The sequence below is a fragment of the Streptomyces sp. NPDC020597 genome, assembly GCF_044335095.1.
GTDB lineage: Bacteria > Actinomycetota > Actinomycetes > Streptomycetales > Streptomycetaceae > Streptomyces.
This window is the reverse complement of the sequence record NZ_JBIRUL010000002.1, coordinates 151,473-174,181: the sequence shown is the minus strand read 5'-3', so window position 1 is coordinate 174,181 and position 22,709 is coordinate 151,473. Positions and strand designations below refer to the sequence as shown.

Here is a 22,709-nt window from a genome sequence, read left to right as displayed (position 1 = left end):
CTAGGACGACCTATGTCTCCACGGACAGGTGCCCGGCGCCGCCGACTCGGCTCCATACGTCTCTCGCTGTTCCTCCTCGCGCTGGTGCCCAGCGTCACCCTGGCCGCCATGTGGGGTGTGACGACGACGCAGATGTTCTCGGAGGGTCTGCGTCTGCGCGCGCAGACCCAACTCAGCCGCTCCACCGGCGCCATGGGCACCGAGGCGACCCTCGCACTGCAGCAGGAACGCAGTCTGTCGGCCGTGTGGCTGGCCTCCGGACCGGCCGGCTCCCGGGCCGCGCTGGAGGCGCAGCGCCAGAAGACGGACGTGGCGGTCGCCAAACTGGTCGCCCGCGCGGAAGACATCCAGCGGGCGCCGGCCCGCGTCCGGGACCGGCTTTACTCGGTCGTCGCCTCCGTGGGCAGTCTGGAGTACTACCGTGGTCAGGTGGACGCCCCGGTCGACATCACCGCCGCGCAGGCCCTGGACCAGTACACCTCGATCATCGACGACCAGATCCACGCCTTCCAGGAGCTGTCCCAGGTCGACGACGGCGACCTCACCTCGCAGGCCGGACCGCTCGTCGCCCTCGAGCACGCGGCCGAGCTGGTCTCCGAGGAGGACCTGAACCTGACGCTGGCCGGGCCCTCGGGGCGGATGGACGACAAGACGTGGGCCCAGTTCGCGCAGTTGGTGAACAGCCGGCGCTGGCTGGTGCAGGACCAGATCGTGCCCTCGCTCACCGGCCCTGCGAAGACGCAGACCGAGCAGATCCTGACGAGTTACCAGTGGCAGACCCTGGAGGCCGTCGAGGACAAGGTGCTCGCGGCCCGGGCCAGACAGGGCGGGAACGGCGACATCGCGCTGCCGGACGTGCAGAAGGAATGGCGCGCCGCCCTCATCGACGTCTCCGCCCAGTACGAGAAGCTGATCCGGCAGCAGACCGTGGACCTGCTGGGGCGCAGCGCGGACGAAGCGCGCGGCCTGCTGATCACGGCCGCCTCGCTGAGCGCCGGCGGCCTCGTCGCCCTGCTGCTGTGCGTCGGCATGTCCTGGCGGATCACCCGCTCGCTGTCGCGGCGGCTGCGCGGACTGCGCATGGCCACGCTGGGACTCGCGCACGAGCGGCTCCCGGACGTGGTGGCCCGGCTGGATCGCGGAGAGACCGTCGACGTGGACGCGGAGACCCCGCCGCTGGACTACGGCGGCGACGAACTCGGCCAGGTGGCGGCGGCGTTCAACACCGCACAGCGCACCGCGGTGCTCACCGCGGTGGAACTCGCCGACACCCGGCGCGGTTTCGAGAAGGTCATCCTCGGCATCGCCCGGCAGAGCCAGAACCTGGTCAACCTCCAGCTCAGCAAGCTCGACGCACTGGAACGCCGGCACCAGGACCCGGACGTCCTCGCCGGTCTGTACGAACTCGACTCCACGGCCAGCCAGTTGCGCCGCTACGAGGAGAACCTCGTCATCATCAGCGGCGGCCGGCCCGGACGCAGCTGGTCCGAGCCGGTGGCGCTGATCGACATCCTGCGCAGCGCCGTCGGCGAGGTCGCCGAGTACCAGCGGGTGGAGGTGCACACGGAGGAGGAGGTGTGCATCGCGCCGCCCGCCGTGGCGGACGTGATCCATCTGCTCGCCGAACTCATCGACAACGCGACCGCCTACTCGCCGGCGCCCGGCCCGGTCGGGGTACGCGCCACGCTGGTCGCCAAGGGGCTCGCGATCGAGGTCGAGGACCGCGGCCTCGGCATGTCCGAGGAGGACTACGCCTCGTTCAACGCGCAGCTGGCGGTGCCTCCCCAGTTCGACGTGGTGGCGCTCGCCGACGACCTGCGGCTCGGCATGTTCGTGATCGCCCGGCTGGCGACCCGGCACGGCATCGGCGTGACCCTGCGTTCCTCGCCGTACGGCGGCACCACCGCGATCGTGCTGCTTCCGCACGAGGTCGTGGTCCGCGAATCGCCGGACGGCGAGGACCCGGCCGCCGGGATCTCCCGTACGGCGGCGCCCGCCGGACCCGCCGCCGCGGCCGTCGCGGGGCGGGGAGCGTCCGACGTCCCGTCCCCGGGACCGGCCGCGCCCGATGCGCCGGGTGCCGCGGACGCGGCGCGCGGGGAGCCCGTCGGCGCGCGGGAGACCGTCGGCGAGGCGCGGCAGGACTCCCCCGGCCCGGCGGCCGCCGCTCCCGGCGAGGCGCATGCCGCCCCCGGTGCGCCGCGGGAGGGGCTCGGTGCGGCGGGCGCCGCCCTCCGCGACGCGCGGCACGAGTCCGGCACGCAGAAGCACGAGCACGGCCGGCCCCGCCCCGACGAGGGCGTGTCCCTCGACCCTGACCGGGACCGGAACCCGGGCCGGGACCCGGGCCGGGACACGGAACAGGACCCCGGCCAGGAGGATGGCCGGGAGGACGGCGGGCCCGAACACCGGACCCCGCCCCCTCTCCCGGTCCGCAACGCCTCCGCCCCGGCACACGGGTCGCCCTCCCCGGGCGCGCCCGCGGTGGGCGTGCCCGCGGTGGGCGTGCCCGTGGGGGCCGGCTCCCCTCTCGGCGGCCTCACGCCGCTGCCGCGCCGGGTCCCGCAGACCAGCCTCGCCGGCGAACTGCGCGAGGACCCCTCGTCCGCCGGAGCATTCGAGGACGACCGCGTCCTGGACGACTTCACCGCCGAGCGCGCCGCGTCGTCCCTCGCCGGGTTCCAGCGCGGCACGCTGCGGGCCCACGCCGACGCCGACGAGCCGCCGTCCGGCCCGCAGGACACGACCGCCGAGGAGGCCCCCGGCCCGCCGGTCACCGCCGCGGGCGCCGCAAAGACCCCGACACCGCCCGCCGACCGCTCATGAAGGACACCGCGATGACATCCCTCCCCGGCACCAACACCCAGCTCGACCAGTTGCTCACCGGCCTCGTGGACCGCGTCGCCGACGTCAACCAGGCCGTGGTCCTCTCCGAGGACGGGCTCGTGGTCAGCAAGTCCACCGGCTTCCTGCGCGAGGACGCCGAACGGCTGGCGGCGACGGCGTCCGGGCTGATGAGTCTCAGCAAGGGCGTCAGCATGGACTTCCGGGGCGGCCCGGTGCGTCAGGCCCTCATCGAGATGGCCCACACCTACCTGATCCTGACCTCGGCCGGTCCGGGCGCCCATCTCGTCGTGCTGGCCGGCAAGAACGCGGACGTCGGTGTGGTGGCGTACCAGATGAACATGTTGGTGAAGAAGATCGGCGAGCACCTCAGCGCGGCGCCGCGGGCCCATGTCGGTCCCGCCGTGCGCACCCACGGCGGGTGAGGTGAGCGGAGGCGACGAAGCGGGCCGGCTCGTCCGGCCGTTCGCCCTGACCGGTGGACGGACCCGGCCCAGCCGCGCCGACTTCACGCTCATCACGACGGTGACGGCGGTGCATCCACCACCCGCCCGGGTGGCTCGGCCGCAGCCGGAGTACGCCCGGATCCTGCGGCTGTGCGCCCGTCCCGTCGCCGTGGCGGAGCTCGCGGCCCATCTCGACCTGCCGGTGAGCGTGGTCGTCATCATGCTCTGCGACCTGCTGGAGGCGGGTCTGATCACGGCCCGGCCGCCCCGCTCGGTGACCGGCTCCGCGGACCTGGACCTGGACCTGCTGCAGAAAGTGAGGGACGGCCTTGGCCGGATCTGACGGCGCCGCTCCCGCCACCGGTTCGGCGGCGGCGCCCGAGACCGTGAAGATCCTCGTCGCCGGCGGCTTCGGCGTCGGCAAGACGACCATGGTCGGGGCGGTCAGCGAGATCGCGCCGCTGCGCACGGAGGAACCGCTGACGGTCGCCGGGCTGGACGTCGACGACCTGAAGGGCATCGAGGCGAAGCGGTCCACCACCGTGGCCCTCGACTTCGGGCGGATCACCATGGGTGAGGACCTGGTGCTGTACCTCTTCGGCACACCGGGCCAGCAACGGTTCTGGTTCATGTGGAACGACCTGGCGATCGGGGCGCTCGGGGCGGTGGTCCTCCTCGACGTGCGCCGGCCAGAGTGCAGTTTCGCCGCCGTCGACTTCTTCGAACGCCGGGGCATCCCGTTCGTCATCGCCGTGAACGGCTTCCACGGCCTGCACCCCTACCCCGCGCAGGACATCAGGGAGTCGCTTGCGCTGCCGGCGCACGTTCCGGTGCTGCTCTGCGACGCGCGCGAACGGGAGTCGTGCCGTGACGTGCTCATCGCGCTGATCGACCATCTGATCGACGACGTCACCGCCGGGGCGGTGCAGGGTTAGGACGTCGGGACGTCCCGCCGGCGCCGCCGCGCTCAGCGGGCTCCGGCCTCGCGCAGCACGTCGATCGTCTCCGGGTGGGGGCCCGCGGTCGCCCACTGAAGGGGCGTCAGGCCCGTGCCGTGGTCCTCGCGGAGGTTGGGGTCGGCGCCATTTGCGAGGAGGACGCGGACGGTGTCGACGTACCCCCAACAGGCCGCGGCGCACAGGGGAGTTCCCTCGGCGCCCAGACCGGCGCTCTCCGCGTCGGGCGGCGCTCCGGCCTCGAGGAGTCTGCGGGCCGTGTCGGCTTCGCCCTGAACGCAGGCCGCGTACAACGGAGTCGTCCCCTCGGCGTCGGCCGCCGCAGGGTCGGCGCCGGCTTCGAGCAACCGGTCGACGCTCTTGCCGTCCTCGAAGCGGGCCGCCCGGATCAGACGCGCCGTCAGTTTCTTCTGCCGTCTCCTGTTCACGGGTGAGGACCCTAGTCCGGCGCGGTGCGGACGTCGCCGGCATTTCCCATGAGCGGCACACAGGAAAGCGGCGGGAAACCGCCAAGCGTGTCCCGGTGATTGACCTGCGTCCCTCCCGCCCCTACCTTCTGACCGACTCACCGAACTCGGTTCGAAATATCGAATCATGTCGGCTGTATCCGGGCACCCCGCTGCATCCCCCTGGAGCGCACATGACCCCCAACCCGTCCCGCCGCCTCTTCCTCGGCGCCGCCGCGTCCGTCCCCCTGGCCCTCACTCTCGGCGTCCCCTCCGCCCGCGCGGCCGACTCCGCGTACGTGATGGCCTATTTCACCGAATCGACGAATCTCGGCGACGGCACCGACTACGGCCTGCACCTGGCCGTCAGCACGGACGGGCTGCGCTGGATGCCGCTGAACCAGAACAACCCCGTGGTCACCCCCACCGAGGGTGCGCTCGGACTGCGCGACCCGTTCATCCTGCGCAAGCAGGACGGCACCTTCGTCGTGCTCGCCACCGACCTGAAGGGGACCGACTGGAACTACGTCAGCCAGTACGTCCACGTCTGGAACTCCACCGACCTGCGCACCTTCACCGGATACCACCGGCTGAAGCTGCACGACATGAACACCCACAGCTGGGCGCCGGAGGCCTTCTGGGACGCGGGCCGCGGCCAGTACGCCCTCATCTACTCGGCCGTCAACAGCAGCGGCCACAACGTCATCATGGTCAACTACACGACCGACTTCGTCACCGCCTCGGCCCCCCAGGTCTTCTTCGACCCCGGCTACGACGTGATCGACGGTGACATGGCCGTCGGCGTGAACGGCGTCAACTATCTCTACTTCAAGAAGAACGGCACCCTTCTCGGCGCCCGGTCCACCTCACTGAACCCGGGCAGCTTCACCCCCTTCAGCACCGCCGTCTCCCACGGCGGCACCGAGGCCCCGACGCTGGTCAAGTCCCTCACCTCCGGCACCTGGTACCTGTGGGGCGACACCTACACCCCCAACGGGGTCTTCTACGCCTGGCAGTCCACCGACCTGTCGGCCGGCACCTGGACCGCACTGGACCAGAAGACCTACACCCAGCCCGTCAACTCCAAGCACTGCGGCATCACGACGATCACGTCGACCCAGTACGACAACCTGGTGGCCAAGTGGGGCGCCCCGGCCTGGAACCGGCTGAAGTCCTACAACTTCCCCGCCCGTTACGTGCGCCACTCCGACTACGCCGGCCGGATCGACGAGTACCCCGTCGAGCCGTACAAGGACTCGCAGTGGACCCTGGTGCCGGGCCTCGCGGACAGCTCCGGCGTCTCCTTCCGGTCCGTGAACTACCCCACCCGGTACCTGCGGCACTACAACTACGCGCTCCAGCTCGACGTCAACGACGGCACGTCGACGTTCGCCGGGGACGCGACGTTCTACCGGACGGCGGGACTGGCGGACGCTGGCTGGTCGTCGTTCCGCTCGTACAACAACCCGACCCGGTACATCCGGCACTCCAACTACGTCCTGCGCATCGATCCGGTCTCGACGGCGACAGACAAGCAGGACGCCACGTTCTACGTGGGGTACTGAGCCGGGCCGCTTCGGCGGCCTCACTCACAACCGAGCGAGAACCGGCAGCAGTTCGGCGGCCGCCGCCACGTCGTCGGTCAGGGGGCGGTCGTCCGTGCCCTCGGGCAGGGCGGCCGCCGCCACGGCGAACGCGGCGACCGGCGGAGATCCGGGCAGCATCCTCAACGCCCGCACGGCGGCCACGAGTTCGCAGGCGAGGACGACAGCGTAGGCGTCCGCCGCGCGCAGGGCCTGACGGGCGGCCTGACCGGCGAAGCTGGCGGCCTCCTCCAGGCCCCGTGACAGGACCGCGTGCCCCGCCGACGCGGGCGTCGCGCAGGAACGCAGCTCCGCGAGCGCCGAGTTGGCGGTGTACTCGAGGATCATCGCGCCCGAGCTGCTCGCGGGCCCGCCGCCGAGGAAGGCGGGCAGTCCGGTCAGTCCGGGGTCGCCGAGCGCGGCCAGGCGGGCGGCGGAGAGCTGCGCGGTCTGCAGCAGCGCGAGCCCGGCCGCGTCCAGGGCGAGGCCCAGCGGGGCGGCGAAGAAACCGCCGTGGTGGTAGGCCGCCGCGCCGTCGGGATCCATGAGGGGATTCTCCGAAGGGCAGTTGATCTCCACCTCGACGATCTCGCGCAGCCGTTCGGAGGCGTCCAGGGCGCAGCCGTGCACCTGGGGGAAGGCACGGAAGGCGAAGGGATCCTGGACCCGGCCCCCCGGACGGGACGACGGCCGGCCGGGCAGTCCGAGCAACCGCCGCACCTCGCCCGCCGCGTGGGCCGCGCCGGGATAGGGCCGCAGTGCGTGCACCGGCGCCGCGTACGCCTCCGGCGACCCGGACACCGCGACGAGCGAGAGCGCGGCGACGGCGTGCGTGGCCCGCAGCAGCATCCCGGCCTCCCCCTGCGCCAGAGCCGCCTGCGCCAGCGCCAGGGCGTTGCTGCTGAGCAGCGCGAGGGCGTCTCCGGCCTGCAGGACGACGGGAACCGGGACTCGGCCGGGAAGCGCCGCGCGGGGCCGGCCCGGCACGGGGGCGAGGTCGAGGTCGAGGTCGAGGTCGAGGTCAGCGTGATCGGGCGGGGCGGCCCGGCCGGACGGTGCGGCAGCCGACGGGACGGTCACGAAGGCGAGTCGGGCGCCGTCGGCGGACCGGACGCCGGAGACGACGTGGACGGCGGCGACGGCGGAGTCGTCGGCGGCGACGGCAGTCCCGCCGGGTGCGCCGGTACCGGTGCGTGCGCCGACGCCCGTGGACGCCCCGGCGCCCGTGACCGCGCCGGTACCAGTGCCGGTGGGTGCCCCGGCGTCGGTGCCGGTGCCGGTGAATGCGTCGGTGCCGGTGAATGCCTCGGTGCCGGTGGCCGCGACGGCACGGATGGAGGCGTCCGGGAAGACCGGACCTGGGCCGGACGGTCCGGCGCTCGGCCCAGCATCCCTGCCGCCGCGCGCCACCGCACCCCCATCCGCATCGCCCGCATCGCCCGTATCGCTTGCGGTGATCGCCACGGCGGGCTCCGCCGGCGCGGCGCGCGCAGTGGGCGCGACGGTCGCATCGGGCCTCTCAGGCGCTGTCGGCGCCTCGGGCGCCGCGGGCCGACCGGTCGCGTCCGTCGCCCCCGCCCCCTCACCTGTCCACGGCCGTTCCCCCAGGAGGGTGAGACCCGTCTGGGCCAGCGCCGTCAGGTCGCCGGTGCCGACGCCGCCGTACTCGTTGACGGCCGGGTGGACGCGAAGCCTCAGGGCCTCGACGAGGGCGTCGACGAAGGCCGGCTGGATGCCGGAGCCGCCGGCGAGGAGTTGGTTGGCGCGGATCGCCAGCATCGCCCGGACCTGGCGGCCGGGCAGCAGGTCGCCGGCCCCGCCGGCGTGACTGCGCAGCAGGCGCAGTCCGTGCGCGACCTCGTCGTCCTCGTCGACCGCCACGGAGCGCTGCGCGCCCACGCCGGTGCCGCGGCCGTACAGCCGCCCGGCGGCGGCGAGCCGCTGGGCCGTCCGCCAGGAACGGACGGCCCGCTCCCGGGCCTCGGGGGCCGCCGAGGGCACGGCCGCGCCGTCGGCGAGCGCGATCAGCTCGCCGACGGTGAGGGCGTTTCCGTTCAGGACGACCCGGGCGCCCTCGCGGTGCGGGGGGACCCGGGGCGTTGCGTCAGCCGGCGCGTCCAACGGTTCGGTGCTCCGGTGGTTCGGACGGGTGGGGCCGGGCTCAGCCGAGGCCTGCGGACTTCAGCCAGGCCTTGGCGACGTCCAGCGGGTCCTTGCTCTCGAGCTGCACCTGGAAGTCCAGGTCGAGCAGCGTCTTCGTGTCGAGCTTGGCGGAGACGGCGTTGAGCGCGTCGACGCCCTCCTTGGAGAGGCCGCTCTTGTAGACGAGGGGCGTCACGTTCGCGAACCCGAAGAGGTTCTTCGGGTCCTGGAGGACGACGAACTTCTCCTTGGCGATGGTGGGGTCCGCGGTGAAGATGTCCGCGGCCTGCACGGTGTTCTTCTTCAGCGCCGCCTGGGTCAGCGGACCGCCCGCGTCGAGCGCCTTGAAGTTCTTGAACTTCAGCCCGTACACCGACTCCAGGCCGACCATGCCCTGCTGCCTGGTCTGGAACTCGGGCGAACCGCCGAGGACCAGCTCGGGCGCGACGTCCTTGAGGTCGTCGAGCGTGGACGCCGAGGTGAGGTTGTACTTCTTCGCGGTCTCCGCGTTGATCGTGACGGAGTCCTTGTTCTCGGCGGGCGACGACTCCAGCAGCGTCAGCTTGGAGTCGAGCTTCGTCTTGACCGAGGCGTTCACCGTCGCGAGCGAGGTCTGCGCGGCGTCCTTGTCCAGGTACGCCAGCAGGGAGCCGTTGTACTCCGGCAGGACGGTGATGGAACCGTTCTTGAGCAGCCCGTACGTGGTCTCGCGGCTGCCGATGTTGGGCTTGTAGGACACCTTCACGCCCTTGGCCTTCAGGGCCTCGCCGTAGATGTCGGCGAGCAGGACGCTCTCGGCGAAGTTGTTGGAGCCGACGACCACCGTGTCACCGGCCGCCTTGTCGCCTGCGAGCGGGTCGTCGGTGTCGCCGGACGAGGAGCCACATCCCGCCAGCAGGAGCGTCGTCGCGGCCAGGGCGACGGCCGCCGTGCCGGGGTGGTTCCTCAGGGACCTGCTGCTGTGAGCGTTGGAAGTCACGGTTCCCGTTCCGAGCTGGGGGGTTGATGAGAACTCAAACACTTGTGTCCTGATCCAATCCATCCGCTTCTCGATCGGTCAAGAGCAGCCGTGTTACCGATCGGCGTCGATCCGTGATCGGCACCCGGCGCACGGGGAGACGGTCCGCGCACCTTCGGAGATCTCTCTTCGTAATGGATTCTTGACGCGGGGCGACGCACGTGACCGTTCGAATTAGCGATAGTGTCGCCGCAGTTGACGTCCGCCACAGCAGTCGGCGTCAGCCACAGCGGCATACGGGGGCCGCGCATGCGTCATAGCCGTACGGGCACATGCGCATACAAATGGGACAGAACACCGCACAAGCACCCGTTGCGCGCCTGCAACACCCTCTTGAAGGAGGCCCGGTGTCCACGAAAGAGGTGGACGCGTCCGCCGGCTCGGCGTCCTCGGCATCGCCGTCCGCACCCCGGGGTCTGCGGGCTTTCGCCGACCGATGGCCCTTCCAGCGCAAGCTGAACGTGCTCGTCGGCATCCCGCTGGCAGTGATCGCCCTGCTCCTGACATATCTCATCGTCGACCTGGTGCAGGAGTCCGACCGCGCGGAGAACGCCGCCCGACTGGTCCGCGACAGCACACAGGTCGCCCAGCTCGTCGCCCGGCTGCAGGCCGAGCACCAGCAGGCGATCCTGCTCTCCGTTCGGTACGAGGCGGCCTCCGGCGTCGACGCCCCCTCCGCCGAGAGCTACCGGCAGACCCAGGCCGCCGTCGACGAGCAGGTGCAGAAGGTGGTCGACGCCTTCGGCGACCGGCTGCCGGACACCGAGGCCCAGGCACTGAGGCAGGTCCAGGGACTCGCCGGGCTGCGGCAGACCATCGAGCAGGGCTATCTGCCCGCCGACAACATCGACCCCGCGTACTCGGGCGCCGCCGACGGCCTCATCGAGGGCCTCGGTCTGGAGCACAACTCCGCGCTCGCCTCGACCTTCACCGGCAACCTCCTCGACTCGCTGCTGCGCGCGGACGCCGCCCACGGCGCCTACGAGACCGGCGTGTTCTCCGCGGGGACCGGTGACAGCAACGCGCTCATCGAGTTCACCGGCGCGGTCGGCTCCTACGAGCTGTTCACCTACCAGGCCGCGCGGTTCGAGCGATTCGCGAGCCCCGCGCAGTCCGACGAGTTCGGCGGCATCGAGCACAACACCTCGCAGGCCTCGATCAGCCGGCACTACGCCGACCTGGCGGTGGACCCGAGCGCGTTGCAGGCCGATTCGAAGGCCGACATCCGGGCGGCGCTGCGGGCGGCCATCGCCCGCTACCCCGACTACAGCGCGCAGGCCGGGTCCCGGCTCGCGATCACGGCGTCGCTCATCGGCCAGATCGCCGACCGCGCCGACGACACGGCTTCCGGCGCCCGGTGGCGCGCGGTCCTGCTGCTGAGCCTCGCGCTGCTCTGCTTCGCCCTGTGGATCACCCTCTCCGTCCTGGTCCGCCGCTCCGTGGTCCGTCCGGTGCTGGCACTGACCGGGGCCGCGCAGGAGGTCGCCGACGTCGCGGGCCGCGAACTCGCCCGTGTCGCCGACGACGACGCCGAGGAGTCCGGCTCCCCCCGGCTGCGCGAACTGCCGGTCACCGCCGACGACGAGATCGGGGAACTCGCCGAGGCCTTCAACAACGTCCAGACCACCGCGGCCGCGCTGCTGGAGCGCCAGGTGCTGAGCCGGCGCAACGTCGCCGAGATGTTCGGCAACGTCGGCCGCCGCGTCAGCAACCTGACGACTCGTCAACTCGCCCTGATCGACGCGGTGGAGCGCGGGGAGACCGACCCCGCGCTGCTGGAGCGCCTCTACTCCATCGACCACATCGCCGTCCGGCTGCGCCGCAACGCCGACAGCCTGATGCTGCTCGCCGGCATCCGCGAGACCGTCCTGGACGCGGGCCCGACCGCGCTCACCAACGTCGTACGCGCCGCGCTGGGTCAGATCGAGGGCTTCCAGCGGGTTCGGCTGCGCGCCGCGACCGAGGCCGTCGTGGAGCCGGACATCATCGGCGACCTGACGCTGATGATCGCCGAACTCCTGGAGAACGCCGTCTCGTTCTCACCGGAGGACAGCCCCGTCGAGGTGGTGGTCGGCTCCGACGAGGACGGCGCGTCCGTCACCGTCTCCGACCACGGTCTGGGCATGAGCGCGGAGCGCCTCGCCGAGGAGAACGCGCGTCTGGTGCGCCGCGAGCGCCTCGACCTCGTGCCGACGAAGGTGCTCGGCCTGTTCGTGGTCGGCGCCCTCGCCCGCCGCTGGGACGTCGACGTCACCCTCACCCGCACCCCGGGCGGCGGCGTGACGGCCGAAGTGATGATCCCCTCCACGCTGCTGTTGACGATGAGCGAGGTCGGCGCGTCGGTCAGGTCCGCCGCCCCGGGTTCGTCGACGCGTCCCGACTCCGCCGGGCAGAGCGCTCCGTCGGCTCCCGCGGCGGGTCCGTCCCCGTCCGCCTCGGTCCCCTCCTGGGCCGCGCGCGACGACGACCCGGCGGCGCTCCCCCGCCGGGTCCCCCGGCGGGACCAGGCCGCGTCGGCGGTGCAGCAGGGCTCCGGCAGCGCCGCGGGCGCCGACGGCGTCGCCGAGAACCGCACGCCCCCCTCCGGCTCCGACTCCGCCGTCCCGGACACGAGGGACGAGCCGGGAGCGGTCGCGTCCGGGACGTTCCCCGCGGCGCGCCCCCGCACGACGGAGGCCGAGCCTCCCACCCACGTCGGCGCGCCGGGCATCCCCGCGCCCCGCACGGCGGAGCGCGCGATGCGCCCCCACGCCGAGGCGGAGCCGCACATCGCTTCGGCGCAACCCCCGGCCTCCGGCACGGCACGGACCGCTCCGGCGGCCCACTCGTCCGGTCCGGCCCCCGAGCCCGACGCCGTGACACCGCCGCCGGCGCCGACGGCCCCGACCACCCCGCAAGCACCGACCGCCCCGACCGCGACGGCGGGAGCGACGCCGGCCTCGCGTCCGACGTCGGCCGCGGACGCCTCACCGCCGCCCGGTGGGCCGCGAGGCGTCGGCGCACCCGCGCCCGCCTCGGCGGCCGGCGAACCCGACGGCGCCCGGCCCCTGCGCCGTCGCGTGCGCGGCGCCACGCTGCGCACGGACGTGGACGCCGCCGCGCAGCAGACGGCCAGACAGGCCGCCCGCCCGGCGGACGCGGACGCCGTGCGCAGTGCGCTCGAGGAGTTCGAGGCGGCCGTGGCGCGCGCACACCGCGACACCGGCGAACACCCGCGTCCCGTCACCCCGCCCGCACACCGCGGCGAGCACGGGCACGACGGCCGCGACGACCACGGACGCGACCACCGTCGCGACGGTGACCCCGACCGGGCCGACCGGGCCGACCGGGCCGACCGGACCGACCGGACCGACCGGACAGTGACGTCCGATCCGTCGGGCCGGGACCACACGCACCACCAGAACCACCTTCCGGAAGGAGCCGAGCAGTGAGCACGTCGACAGGTGAGACTCCCGCCGGAGACGCCACGCCCACCGATCTGCGGGCCGCCGCAGCCGACTTCACCTGGCTGCTCAATCGTTTCGCCACCGAGACCGCAGGGGTCGTGGACGCCATCGCGGTGTCCTCCGACGGACTGCTGATCGCCGTGTCGGAGCTGCGCGAGCACGCCGACTCCGAGCGGCTGGCCGCGATCGTGTCGGGCATCACCAGCCTGGCCGCCGGCGCCTCCGGCAACTACGGCCTGGGCGGCCTGAACAAGGTCATCATCGATCTGGAGGGCGGTCACGTGCTGGTCTCCGCGATCGGCAGCGGCGCCGTGCTCGGCGTGGTCACCGACAAGGAGGCCAAGCTGGGCAACATCGCCTACGAGATGACGGTGTTCGCCAACCGCGCCGGCAGCGCGCTCAACCCGCAGCTCGTCCTGGAACTGAAGAACAGCGTCGGCGCCACACGGACGCGCTGAGCGCGCGCCACCGCAGAGAAAGCGAACACCGATGGCGGACGGCCGCACCCCGCGCGGGGCCGGCGAGGACGGCGTCGCCCCCGTCGGGCCCGCGCCCGCCGTACGGCCCTTCCTCGTGACCGCCGGACGGGTCGCCGGCCGCCCGGGCGAGGCGTCGTCCGGCCGGACGATGCCCGTGGAGACCCAACTGGTCGCCACGGCCGACGGGCTCGACGCGCTGCACCGGCTCTCCTTCGAGCAGCACGACATCGTCGCCGCCTGCCGCGTGCCGCAGTCCATCGCGGAGATCGCGGCGCGGCTGCGGCTGCATCTGAACGTGGTGCGGGTCCTCGCCGAGGACCTGCGGGCGGCGGGGCAGCTGTCGGTGCACGTGCCCGACTCCGGCGCCACCCACGACGCGTCCGTACTGCGCAGGGTTATCGATGGCCTGCGGGCCATCCCCGACTCCCGGGGGGTACTCCGTGACACCGACTGAACCGCTGGTCCGCACCTCGGCCGGACAGGCCGCCGTACGGCCGCCGCTGCCGGTGAAACTGGTGATCGCGGGCGGCTTCGGCGTGGGCAAGACCACCGCCGTCGGCTCGATCTCCGAGATCGAGCCGCTGACCACCGAGGCGGCCATCACCGAGGTCGCGGCTGGTGTGGACGACCTCAGTCACACCCCGCGCAAGACCACCACCACGGTGGCGATGGACTTCGGCTGCATCACCATCGACCCGACGCTCAAGCTGTACCTGTTCGGCACGCCCGGCCAGGAGCGGTTCGGGTTCATGTGGGACGACATCGTGGAGGGCGCGGTCGGCGGGCTCGTCATCGTGGACACCCGCCGTCTCGACGACTGTTACGCCGCCGTCGACTACTTCGAGCACAAGCGGATCCCGTTCGCCGTTGCCGTGAACGCCTTCGACGGTCAGGTGGCGCACTCGCTGGACGAGGTCCGCTGGGCCCTCGACGTGTCGGACGGCGTGCCGCTCCTCGTCTTCGACGCGCGTGAACGCGGCTCGGTCCGGGACGCCCTGCTCGTCGTCCTGGAACAGGCCCTGGCCCGCACGGAGGGCTGAGAAACCCGACTCCTGTTCCACAACCGCTTTCAGGCGCACCGGGGGGTCCGGTCCTGTTCCATTCCACAACCGGTTTCAGGCACGCCAGGGGTCCGGTCCTGTTCCACAACCGGTTTCAGGCACACCAGGGGTCCGGTCCCGTCTCACAACCGGCTTCAGGACATGGAACGACCCGCTGAAACACCGCGGACCCGCGTTGCCGTCACTGGGTGACGTCTGCTGCGCGAGTCCGGGTTTTGGTGGGTGTACGTCCGGGACCTGGTGGGCGTGGGGCCGGGGCCTGGTGGGCGTGGGGCCGGGGCCTGGTGGGCGTGGGGCCGAGGCCTGGTGGGCGTGGGGCCGAGGCCTGGTGGGCGTGGGGCCGAGGCCTGGTGGGCGTGGGGCCGGGGCCTGGTGGGCGTGGGGCCGGGGCCTAGTGGGCGCGCCGCACTCCCGGCGAGACCGTCGCGCGGGCGAGGGCCCAGAAGATGCCCAGGGTCGCGAGGGCCATGCCGGCGACCAGGGTGGCCCCGCCGACGACCTTCTCGTAGTCGTGCTGGTAGAGGCCGTCCACGATGAAGCGGCCGAGCCCGCCGAGGCCCACGTACGCGGCGATGGTGGCGGTGGACACGATCTGGATGGCCGCCGAGCGCAGTCCGCCGAGGATGAGCGGCAGCGCGACGGGCAGTTCCACCTGGAGCAGGATGCGCGGTTCGGCCATGCCGATACCCCGCGCCGCGTCCACCGGGGACGGGTCGACGGAGCGCACCGCCTCGTAGGTGGTGACCAGGATCGGCGGCACGGCGAGGACGACCAGCGGGATCATCACCGGCATCATGCCGAAGCCGGTGCTGATGGTGATGAGCACCAGCAGACCGAAGGTGGGCAGTGCGCGGCCCGCGGTCGCGATCAGCGTGAGGGTGTTGCCGCCCTTGCCGTAGTGGCCGGTGACGAGTCCGACGGGCAGCCCGACGAGGGCGGCGAGGGCGAGCGCCTCGAGCGAGTACTGGACGTGTTCCAGCAGGCGGGTGGGGATGCCGTCGTAACCGTGCCAGTGGGCGCCGTCGCCGAAGAAGGCGTTGACGAAGTTCAGTACGTTCACCGGACTGCCCCCTCCAGGACGGGCGCCGCCTGCGCGGCCCGCCGGCGGCCGCCGGCGCGCGGCATCCACGGGGTCAGCAGGAGCCGTACGAGGACCAGCGCGGCGTCCACGAGCACCGCGAGGACGGCCGTGGTGATCACGGAGTTCCAGGCCAGTTCGGGCCGGTTGTAGATCTGCGCGTCGTGCAGCAGGTTGCCGAGCGCGCCCTGGTTGCCGATCAGCATGCCGACGCTGACGAGGCTGATGCTGGACACGGTCGCGACCCGCAGACCGGCGATGATCGCGGGCACCGCGATCGGCAACTGCACCTGCACATACCGGCGCACGGGTCCGAAGCCCATGGCGGTCGCCGCGGCGAGGGTCTCCTGCGGCACCGAGCGCACGCCGTCCACGATCGCCGGGACGAGCACGACCAGGGTGTAGACGGTGAGCGGGATCATGACGGTGAGCTCCGTCTGCCCCGTGTAGTCGATGAGGACGACGAAGAAGGCCAGGGACGGGATGGCGTAGAGCACGGTCGTCACCCACAGCACCGGCGGGTACAGCCAGCGAAGCCGCACGCACAGCTGGGCCAGCGGAAGGGCGAGCAGCAGCCCGCCCAGCACCGGCAGCAGGGCCTCGCGCAGATGCAGCCCGATCAGTCCGAGCCAGTCGTGCTGGAGGTCGCTGGGGATGTCGAAGAAGCGGTTCACCGGACGGCCTTCGAAACGGTTTCCGCGGCGGGCCGCTCGTCCTGCCGTTCCCGCTGCTCCTGTCGGCCGGCCGCGTGGGCGCCGCGGATCGCCTCGGCGATCGCCGCCTGCGGGACGACTCCGGCGGCCCGGCCCTCCGCGTCCACGGCGACGGCCCAGCCGGTGGGCGACAGGACGGCGCAGTCGAGCGCGGCCCGCAGCGAGTCCTGTCCGGCGACGAACGGCCGCCCGTACGACAGCAGTCGGCCGGCGTCGATCTGTCCCGCGGTCAGCGCGTCCGGCTCGCTCCAGCCGAGCGGGCGGCCGTCGAGGTCCGTGACGAGCAGGTAGGGGACGTCGGCCGTGGCCCGGGCGCCGATCTGTTCGGCGGTGGAGTCGACCGCGACGATCGGGGCGGTGAGCAACTCCAGTTCCGCTGAGGAGAAGAACGACAGACGGCGGATGCCCCGGTCGGCGCCGAGGAAGTCCTCGACGAACGCGTCGGCGGGGTCGGACAACAGCTCGGCGGGCGGCGCGAACTGGGCGAGCCTGCCGCCGGTGCGCAGTACGGCGACCATGGTGCCGAGCTTGACGGCCTCGTCGATGTCGTGGGTGACGAAGACGATGGTCTTGCCCAACTCTTCCTGGATGCGCAGCAGTTCGTCCTGGAGGCCCTTGCGGACGACCGGGTCGACCGCGGAGAACGGCTCGTCCATCAGCAGCACCGGCGGGTCTGCGGCGAGCGCCCGCGCCACGCCGACGCGCTGTTGCTGACCGCCGGAGAGCTGATAGGGGTAGCGCTTGGCGAACGAGGCGTCGAGCCCCACCCGTTCCATCAGCTCCCTGGCTCGCGCGCGGGCCTTGTCCTTGCTCCAGCCCAGCAGCCGGGGGACGGTGGCGATGTTGTCGACGATCGTGCGGTGCTGGAAGAGCCCGGCGTTCTGGATGACGTAACCCATCGACCGGCGCAGCGAGTTGACCGGCTGCTGACGGCTGTCGACGCCGTCGATGAGAATCGTGCCCTCGGTGGGCTCGACCATGCGGTTGATCATGCGCAGGGTGGTCGTCTTGCCGCAGCCGGACGGGCCGACGAGGACGGTGATCGAGCGGTCCGGTATGTCGAGGGAGAGCCGGTCGACCGCCACCGTGCCGTCCGGATACCGCTTGGTGACTGAATCTATCCGTATCAAAACGCCGAATACCCTTCGGGTCTGGCCGTTTCCGCCCGTACTCGACCACACGAGTTCAGGTCATTGCGGGGAGAGTCTAGACCTCTTGTGTTTCGAGGGTATTCGAGGGCACGGCAAGCACCGGAGGCTCTTGGGGAAACGCGTGAGAGCGCTTCCGCTCGCACTGCCGATGAGTCTCCTGACGCCATTTCGTGGCCGGCGACCAGCCCGCCGCCGCTGCGTTTCTCCGCGTTTCGCGGGGCTTCTCCCCCACGCCGGGGCGTCAGAGGGGATGGCGCCGGAGGGGCGGGGCGCCGGAGGGGCGGGGCGCCGGAGGGGCGGGGCGCCGGAGGGGCGGGGCGCCGGAGGGGCGGGGCGCCGGAGGGGCGTAGGGGCCGCCGGGCGAAAAGGCCGTCAGGCCGCCGCCGTCCCCGCTCCGGCCGTGGGGAAGCCCGGGGTGCGCAGCACGCCGCCCCCGGCGACCACGGCGTAGACCTCGCAGTCCGTCTGCGAGGCCGCCCACTCCACGCCCTCGCGGCCCAGCGCGAAGGCGGCGGTGGCGACGGTGTCGGCCACGGTCAGGTCCGGGGCGACGACGGTGACGCTGTCGAGACCGGCCGCCGGGAGGCCGGTGCGGCCGTCGAGGATGTGGTCGCCGCGCTCGTAGCGGGCGGAGGTGGCGACCGCCGCGTCGGTGACGCCGAGGACGGCGCACACCTTGTCCGCGGCGAAGGGGTGCCGCACGCCGACCCGCCAGGGACCGCCCGCCACGACGACGTCACCGCCGGCGTTGAGGCAGAACCGGGTCAGTCCGGCCGCCGCCAGCAGGTCCGCGGCCCGCTGCACCGACCAGCCCTTGACGACCGCGCAGGGGTCGAGGCCACGGCCGGGCAGCCGGACGTCGAAGGCGCCGCCGGTGGCGATGCGGTACTCCTCGCACAGGCCGAGCACCTCGGTGAGGTCGTCGCTCAGCGCGCCGGCGGACAGCTCGCCCCGGTCCAGCCGGGACACCTCGCTGTCCTCCCGGTAGGGGCTGAACCGCTCGTCGGCCTCCCGCAGCCAGGCGAAGACGGCGTCCACGGCGGCTTCGGGCGCCGACGGGTGGACCTGCGGGTCGGCGCCGTCGTCGACCCGCAAGGAGACGGGAAACCCCATGACGTGTTCGACGCGGTGCACGTCAGGAGCCCTTGGCGTCGATCGCCGCCTGCAGCGACTCCTTGTAGCCGTCACTGGTGACGGTCGCTCCGGAAACGGTGTCGATGTCCGCGCTCTGCGCCGTAAGCGTTTCCGCAATCAGCTTCGGCACCGCCGCCGTCGTCTGCGGATGATTCGGCTGCTTGAGCATCTCGACGGCCGTGATCCGACTGCCGTCGTAGGTGATCCGGACCTGGACGTCGCCCTTCTCCGTGGCGACCGTCGTTCCGGTGGAGGTCCGCGCACCCGAGGAGGACGTCGACGAGGTGGCGGGCGCGGGTGGCACGGCGGGGGTGGACACGGCGGTCGACGTGCCGGCGGACGGCTCGTAACGCCAGACCGGGATGAGTCCCGCGACGGACAGGATCAGAACAGGTATGGCTCGCTTCACGATGTCTCTCTCATCCCGCCAGGCTGAAGCGCTCGAAGTGGATCTGCGGCCTCGGCACGCCGAGATCGCGGAGGGTGCCGAGGACCGCGTTCATCATCGGCGGCGGCCCGCACAGGAAGACGTCCCGCTGCGCGATGTCCGGCACGAGGGCGGACAGTTCGCGCGGCGCCAGCCGGTCGGGCACCGGCGGCCCGGTCACCAGGTGCAGCTCCGCGCCCTTGGCGAGGGCGAGTCGGTGCAGCTCGTCGTAGAGGACGGCGTCGCGTTCGCCGGCCACCCGGTAGATGACGACTGCGTGCCCGTGGATCTCCTCGAGGAGCGCACGGATCGGGGTGACGCCGACGCCGCCCGCGATGAGCAGCGCTTGCGGACGGGTGCGGTGCATCGCCGTGAACGCGCCGTAGGGGCCCTCGGCGAAGACGCGCGTGCCGGGCTTGACGTGGCGCAGGCCCGCGGAGCCGTCACCGGCGGCCTTCGCGGTCAGCCGCAGGCGGGAGCCGTCGGGCGCGGCCGACAGGGAGAAGGGGTTCGCCTGCCACCAGCGGTCCTTGGTCATGAACCGCCAGAGAAAGAACTGGCCGGCCCGCGCGGGCATCCGGTCCAGGTCGCGTCCGGTGATGTAGACGGAGACGACGTTGTCGGCCTCGGGGACGACCGCCTCGACGCGCAGCTGGTGACGCCAGTTCCGCCACAGCGGCAGCACGAGACGGCCGAGGAACACCGAGCCGAGAGCGACGCCCCACACGCCGTACCAGTAGGCGGTGGCGGCGGACGACGTCGTGAAGGTGGTGCCGACGGCGACCTGGTGCGTGAAGGCCAGCACCACGGCGACATAGGCGTACAGGTGGACGAAGTGCCAGGTCTCGTAGGCCAGCCGACGACGCGCCCAGCGGGCGGAGACGCCGCCGACGACGAGGATCAGCGCCATGGCGACCACGGCGCGGAAAACGCCTTCGACGGTTTCGGCGAGGTCGACGAGCTGGTCCACCGGGTTCATCGAGGACGACTCGGCGTAGCCGAAGGCGATGAACACCACGTGCCCGACCAGCGTCCACAGCAGCCCGAAGCCGGTCCAGCGGTGCCAGTTGGTCAGCCGGTCCATGCCGATCCGGCGGTCGAGCCAGGGCAGCCGGGCCACCAGCAGCAGCTGGAACGCCATCAGCAGGGCGCCGTACAGGCCGGCGAAGCGGCCGATCACGACCAGTGCGTTGGAGGCGAAGCCGGCCTGGACGGCGAACAGGGTCACGACGGCCGCGTTGGCGGCCAGCACGGCGTACAGGCCGGTGCGGGCCACCACTTTGGGTCGGATCGCCGTGGGGGGCGTGGGGGGCGATTGGACGGTCGTCACGGACGGAAACTCCTAGATCGGGTCCTCAGAACACAGAGCTTCTCCGTGCTTTGCTGTCATTCTCCTGTCGTACAACTTTCAAGATCTTATCGATGTGTGCATCCGTGCGACGCGGCTCTGGCGCTGCGGGACGAGTGGCGCACTATGGGCGGGTGGAAAAAGTACGACTCCTCGTCGTGGACGACGACCCGCCGATCGCCGATCTCGTGGCGACGGTCGCCCGTTACGAGGGCTGGGACGCGGTGACCGCCAATTCGGGTGACGAGGCGCTGCGCCGCGCCGCCGACTTCCACCCGGACATCGTGGTGCTCGACCTGATGCTGCCCGACATCGACGGCTTCGGCGTGCTCGACCGGTTGCGGAACACCGGCACGATGGTTCCCGTCGTGTTTCTGACGGCGCGCGACGGGGTCGCCGACCGGGTCGCGGGGCTGACCCGGGGCGGGGACGACTATCTCGTGAAACCGTTTGCGGTGGAGGAGCTGATGGCGCGGCTGCGCACCGTGCTGCGGCGCAGCGCGGGTCCCGGTTTCCAGCGTTCCGTCCTGCAGGTGGCGGACCTCACCATGGACGAGGACACCCGTGAGGTGCGGCGCGACGGGAGACTTCTCACCCTGACGCCCACCGAGTACGAGGTGCTGCGTTACCTGATGCGCAAATCCCCCACCGTGCTCACCAAGGCGCAGATCCTCGACCATGTGTGGGAGTACGGTTTCGGCGGCCGTTCCAACGTCGTCGAGCTGGTCGTCAGCCGACTGCGCCGCAAGCTCGACGCGACGGGCGACGACCCGCTGATCCAGACGGTACGCGGTTTCGGCTATGTGCTCCGGCAGGCGGCCGAGTGATCGCCCGGTTCCTCCGGTCCTACCGCAGGCTCCGGCTGGGCACCCGGCTGGCACTCGGCCTGGGCGCGCTGTCGCTGGTGGTGTTCGCGGTGGTCGGCGCCATGCTGACCATGTACATGCGGGGCTATCTCGACCGTCAGCTGGGCGACCAGATCAAGCTCGTCCAGGTGGTGCAGTCCAAGGACGCCAAGGCGCACGGCGTCGTGGAGCGCCAGCCCTACTACGGCTGGTACACGGCCGTCTACGACGTGTCGGCGGAGTCGGCCGTACTGCGCAAGCCGGCCGACGTGCCCGCCGACACCACGGCGCTGACCGCCCTGGCCCGGCGGATGTCCGGCTCGGACGTCGACCTCACCCGCACGGTGCGGATCGGCGCGGGCACGTATCTGCTGCGCGCCTGCGAGGTGTCGCCCGGCGTGGTGCTGGTCAGCGCCGCGCCGACCGAGGACATCGACGGCACCATGCGCCAGCTGATCACCGTGCAGGTGGCCGCGTTCGGTCTGGCCCTGCTGGCACTGGTGGTGTTCGGCCGCCGGATGCTGAAGAACGGTCTGAAGCCGCTCAGCGACATGGCGCACACCGCGCACGGGATCGCCTCGCACGACCTGAGCGAGTCGGCGTCGCGGCTGCACCTGCGGGCGGACGCCCCCGGCGGCGGGCCCGAGGTCGAGGAGCTGCGGACGGCTTTCAACACGATGCTGGAGCACATCGACGACTCCCTCGCCGTGCGGGCGGAGGCCGAGCAGCGGCTGCGCCGCTTCGTCGCCGACGCCTCGCACGAGCTGCGCACGCCGCTGATGTCGGTACGCGGTTACGCGGACCTTTTCCAGTACGCGGCCGCCAACGCGCCCGAGGAGCGCGACAAGCACCTTGCCCGGCTGCGCGCCGAGGCGGCACGGATGGGCGTCCTTCTGGACGACCTGCTCCTGCTGGCCCGCCTCGACGCCGCCGAGGTGGAGACGCCCCTGCGGATGGAGGAAGCCGACCTCGTCGAACTGGCCGAGCAGGCGGTCGACGCGTTCCGGGCGAGTCATCCCGGGCATCCGGTAACGGTGTTTCCCGGCCCTGCGGCCGTTCGGATGAGGATCGATCCGCATCGCATCCGGCAGGTCCTGGACAACCTCCTCACCAATGCGGCCGTGCACACCCCGGCCGGCACGCCGGTCTCGCTCGAGGTGTCCGCCTCGGCGGACACGGCCCGGGTCCATGTCACCGACGAGGGGCCCGGTATCCCGCCCGAAGAGCGGGAAAGCGTCTTCGACCGTTTCTACCGCGTCGACAAGGCCCGCAGCCGCAACCGAGGGGGCAGCGGGCTCGGCCTCTCGGTCGCCCGCTCCCTGGTGCGCGCCCACGGCGGCTCGCTGGAGCTGGACGACACGACGACCGCCACGGTCTTCACGATGACGCTGCCCCTGGGGTCGGCCCGGTCCCCCGTCGGCGGCACAGACGTGGCGGGGACCCGGGAGAGCGCGGGAAGGGATCCGGACCCTCAGTCCGGGTGAACCCTGGCGGGCGGCCGGGATGAACGGGGAGGCGCACGGGCAGAAATCCCCCAGCCGCAGCACACCCGGCTCCATCGCACTTCGGCTTCATCGCACCCCGCCCCACGG

20 protein-coding genes are annotated in these 22,709 nt (G+C 72.2%); 11 read left to right on the top strand and 9 right to left on the bottom strand.

Going from position 1 to position 22,709, the window contains the following annotated elements:
* The first annotated feature begins 12 nt into the window (after window positions 1-12).
* Genes ACH4ZA_RS04460 through ACH4ZA_RS04445 form a run of 4 tightly spaced genes read left to right on the top strand, consistent with a single transcriptional unit; the run spans window position 13 to window position 4,225 of the window.
* A complete protein-coding gene (locus tag ACH4ZA_RS04460) occupies window positions 13-2,826 on the top strand; it encodes a nitrate- and nitrite sensing domain-containing protein (protein ID WP_398427947.1) in 2,814 nt (937 codons plus the stop codon).
* 11 nt (window positions 2,827-2,837) lie between these two features.
* A complete protein-coding gene (locus ACH4ZA_RS04455; protein WP_319282297.1) occupies window positions 2,838-3,269 on the top strand; it encodes a roadblock/LC7 domain-containing protein in 432 nt (143 codons plus the stop codon).
* 1 nt (window position 3,270) lies between these two features.
* Window positions 3,271-3,633 carry a DUF742 domain-containing protein gene (locus tag ACH4ZA_RS04450; RefSeq protein ID WP_319282299.1) on the top strand — a complete coding sequence of 121 codons (363 nt, stop codon included), beginning with the start codon at window positions 3,271-3,273 and terminating at the stop codon, window positions 3,631-3,633.
* Window positions 3,620-4,225, top strand: a complete 606-nt coding sequence (locus ACH4ZA_RS04445) for an ATP/GTP-binding protein (protein WP_319282302.1) — start codon at window positions 3,620-3,622, stop codon at window positions 4,223-4,225. The genes ACH4ZA_RS04450 and ACH4ZA_RS04445 overlap by 14 nt, the downstream gene beginning before the upstream one ends.
* Window positions 4,226-4,257: 32 nt before the next feature.
* Here ACH4ZA_RS04445 and ACH4ZA_RS04440 read toward each other — a convergent pair whose 3' ends face one another.
* Window positions 4,258-4,674 (bottom strand): ankyrin repeat domain-containing protein, encoded by a 417-nt coding sequence (locus ACH4ZA_RS04440; protein WP_398427946.1) that lies wholly within the window; start codon window positions 4,672-4,674, stop codon window positions 4,258-4,260.
* A 212-nt stretch (window positions 4,675-4,886) separates the two neighbouring features.
* Between ACH4ZA_RS04440 and ACH4ZA_RS04435 the strand changes: the two genes are divergently transcribed.
* A complete protein-coding gene (locus tag ACH4ZA_RS04435) occupies window positions 4,887-6,257 on the top strand; it encodes a glycoside hydrolase family 43 protein (RefSeq protein WP_319282308.1) in 1,371 nt (456 codons plus the stop codon).
* A 24-nt stretch (window positions 6,258-6,281) separates the two neighbouring features.
* Here ACH4ZA_RS04435 and ACH4ZA_RS04430 read toward each other — a convergent pair whose 3' ends face one another.
* Together ACH4ZA_RS04430 and ACH4ZA_RS04425 are read right to left on the bottom strand one after the other, a co-directional pair.
* The gene (locus ACH4ZA_RS04430; protein WP_398427945.1) at window positions 6,282-8,396 is read right to left on the bottom strand and encodes an aromatic amino acid lyase; all 2,115 of its coding nucleotides are present in this window, start codon (window positions 8,394-8,396) and stop codon (window positions 6,282-6,284) included.
* Between the two features lie 40 nt (window positions 8,397-8,436).
* Complete coding sequence (locus tag ACH4ZA_RS04425) at window positions 8,437-9,396, bottom strand: ABC transporter substrate-binding protein (RefSeq protein WP_319282314.1); 960 nt, start codon at window positions 9,394-9,396, stop codon at window positions 8,437-8,439.
* A gap of 386 nt (window positions 9,397-9,782) precedes the next feature.
* Here ACH4ZA_RS04425 and ACH4ZA_RS04420 point away from each other — a divergent pair, with 386 nt between their 5' ends.
* The 4 genes from ACH4ZA_RS04420 to ACH4ZA_RS04405 are packed head-to-tail and all read left to right on the top strand — an operon-like array spanning window position 9,783 to window position 14,400.
* Complete coding sequence (locus tag ACH4ZA_RS04420; RefSeq protein WP_398427944.1) at window positions 9,783-12,866, top strand: ATP-binding protein; 3,084 nt, start codon at window positions 9,783-9,785, stop codon at window positions 12,864-12,866.
* Window positions 12,863-13,339 carry a roadblock/LC7 domain-containing protein gene (locus tag ACH4ZA_RS04415; protein WP_057575808.1) on the top strand — a complete coding sequence of 159 codons (477 nt, stop codon included), beginning with the start codon at window positions 12,863-12,865 and terminating at the stop codon, window positions 13,337-13,339. Before ACH4ZA_RS04420 ends, ACH4ZA_RS04415 begins: the two co-directional genes overlap by 4 nt.
* A 31-nt stretch (window positions 13,340-13,370) precedes the next feature.
* A complete protein-coding gene (locus tag ACH4ZA_RS04410; protein WP_319278116.1) occupies window positions 13,371-13,814 on the top strand; it encodes a DUF742 domain-containing protein in 444 nt (147 codons plus the stop codon).
* Window positions 13,801-14,400, top strand: coding sequence for an ATP/GTP-binding protein (locus tag ACH4ZA_RS04405; RefSeq protein WP_319278117.1), 600 nt, complete (start codon window positions 13,801-13,803; stop codon window positions 14,398-14,400). Before ACH4ZA_RS04410 ends, ACH4ZA_RS04405 begins: the two co-directional genes overlap by 14 nt.
* 412 nt (window positions 14,401-14,812) lie before the next feature.
* Here the strand turns inward: ACH4ZA_RS04405 and ACH4ZA_RS04400 are convergent, their stop codons facing one another.
* The 6 genes from ACH4ZA_RS04400 to ACH4ZA_RS04375 all read right to left on the bottom strand — a co-directional run bounded on the left by ACH4ZA_RS04400 (window position 14,813) and on the right by ACH4ZA_RS04375 (window position 20,254).
* Window positions 14,813-15,481 (bottom strand): ABC transporter permease, encoded by a 669-nt coding sequence (locus ACH4ZA_RS04400; protein ID WP_319278119.1) that lies wholly within the window; start codon window positions 15,479-15,481, stop codon window positions 14,813-14,815.
* Complete coding sequence (locus ACH4ZA_RS04395) at window positions 15,478-16,173, bottom strand: ABC transporter permease subunit (RefSeq protein WP_319278121.1); 696 nt, start codon at window positions 16,171-16,173, stop codon at window positions 15,478-15,480. Before ACH4ZA_RS04395 ends, ACH4ZA_RS04400 begins: the two co-directional genes overlap by 4 nt.
* Window positions 16,170-17,342: an ABC transporter ATP-binding protein gene (locus ACH4ZA_RS04390; RefSeq protein WP_319278123.1), complete on the bottom strand. Its 1,173-nt coding sequence runs from the start codon at window positions 17,340-17,342 to the stop codon at window positions 16,170-16,172. Before ACH4ZA_RS04390 ends, ACH4ZA_RS04395 begins: the two co-directional genes overlap by 4 nt.
* Window positions 17,343-17,735: 393 nt before the next feature.
* A complete protein-coding gene (locus ACH4ZA_RS04385; protein ID WP_398427942.1) occupies window positions 17,736-18,497 on the bottom strand; it encodes an FAD:protein FMN transferase in 762 nt (253 codons plus the stop codon).
* Window position 18,498: 1 nt separating this feature from the next.
* Entirely contained in the window at window positions 18,499-18,906 is a 408-nt protein-coding gene (locus ACH4ZA_RS04380) for an FMN-binding protein (RefSeq protein WP_319278127.1), read from the bottom strand.
* Between the two features lie 10 nt (window positions 18,907-18,916).
* Window positions 18,917-20,254 carry a ferredoxin reductase family protein gene (locus ACH4ZA_RS04375; RefSeq protein WP_319278129.1) on the bottom strand — a complete coding sequence of 446 codons (1,338 nt, stop codon included), beginning with the start codon at window positions 20,252-20,254 and terminating at the stop codon, window positions 18,917-18,919.
* Between the two features lie 92 nt (window positions 20,255-20,346).
* Between ACH4ZA_RS04375 and ACH4ZA_RS04370 the strand changes: the two genes are divergently transcribed.
* A complete protein-coding gene (locus tag ACH4ZA_RS04370) occupies window positions 20,347-21,099 on the top strand; it encodes a response regulator transcription factor (RefSeq protein ID WP_319278130.1) in 753 nt (250 codons plus the stop codon).
* The gene (locus ACH4ZA_RS04365; RefSeq protein WP_398427941.1) at window positions 21,096-22,601 is read left to right on the top strand and encodes a sensor histidine kinase; all 1,506 of its coding nucleotides are present in this window, start codon (window positions 21,096-21,098) and stop codon (window positions 22,599-22,601) included. Before ACH4ZA_RS04370 ends, ACH4ZA_RS04365 begins: the two co-directional genes overlap by 4 nt.
* Window positions 22,602-22,709 lie beyond the last annotated feature (108 nt).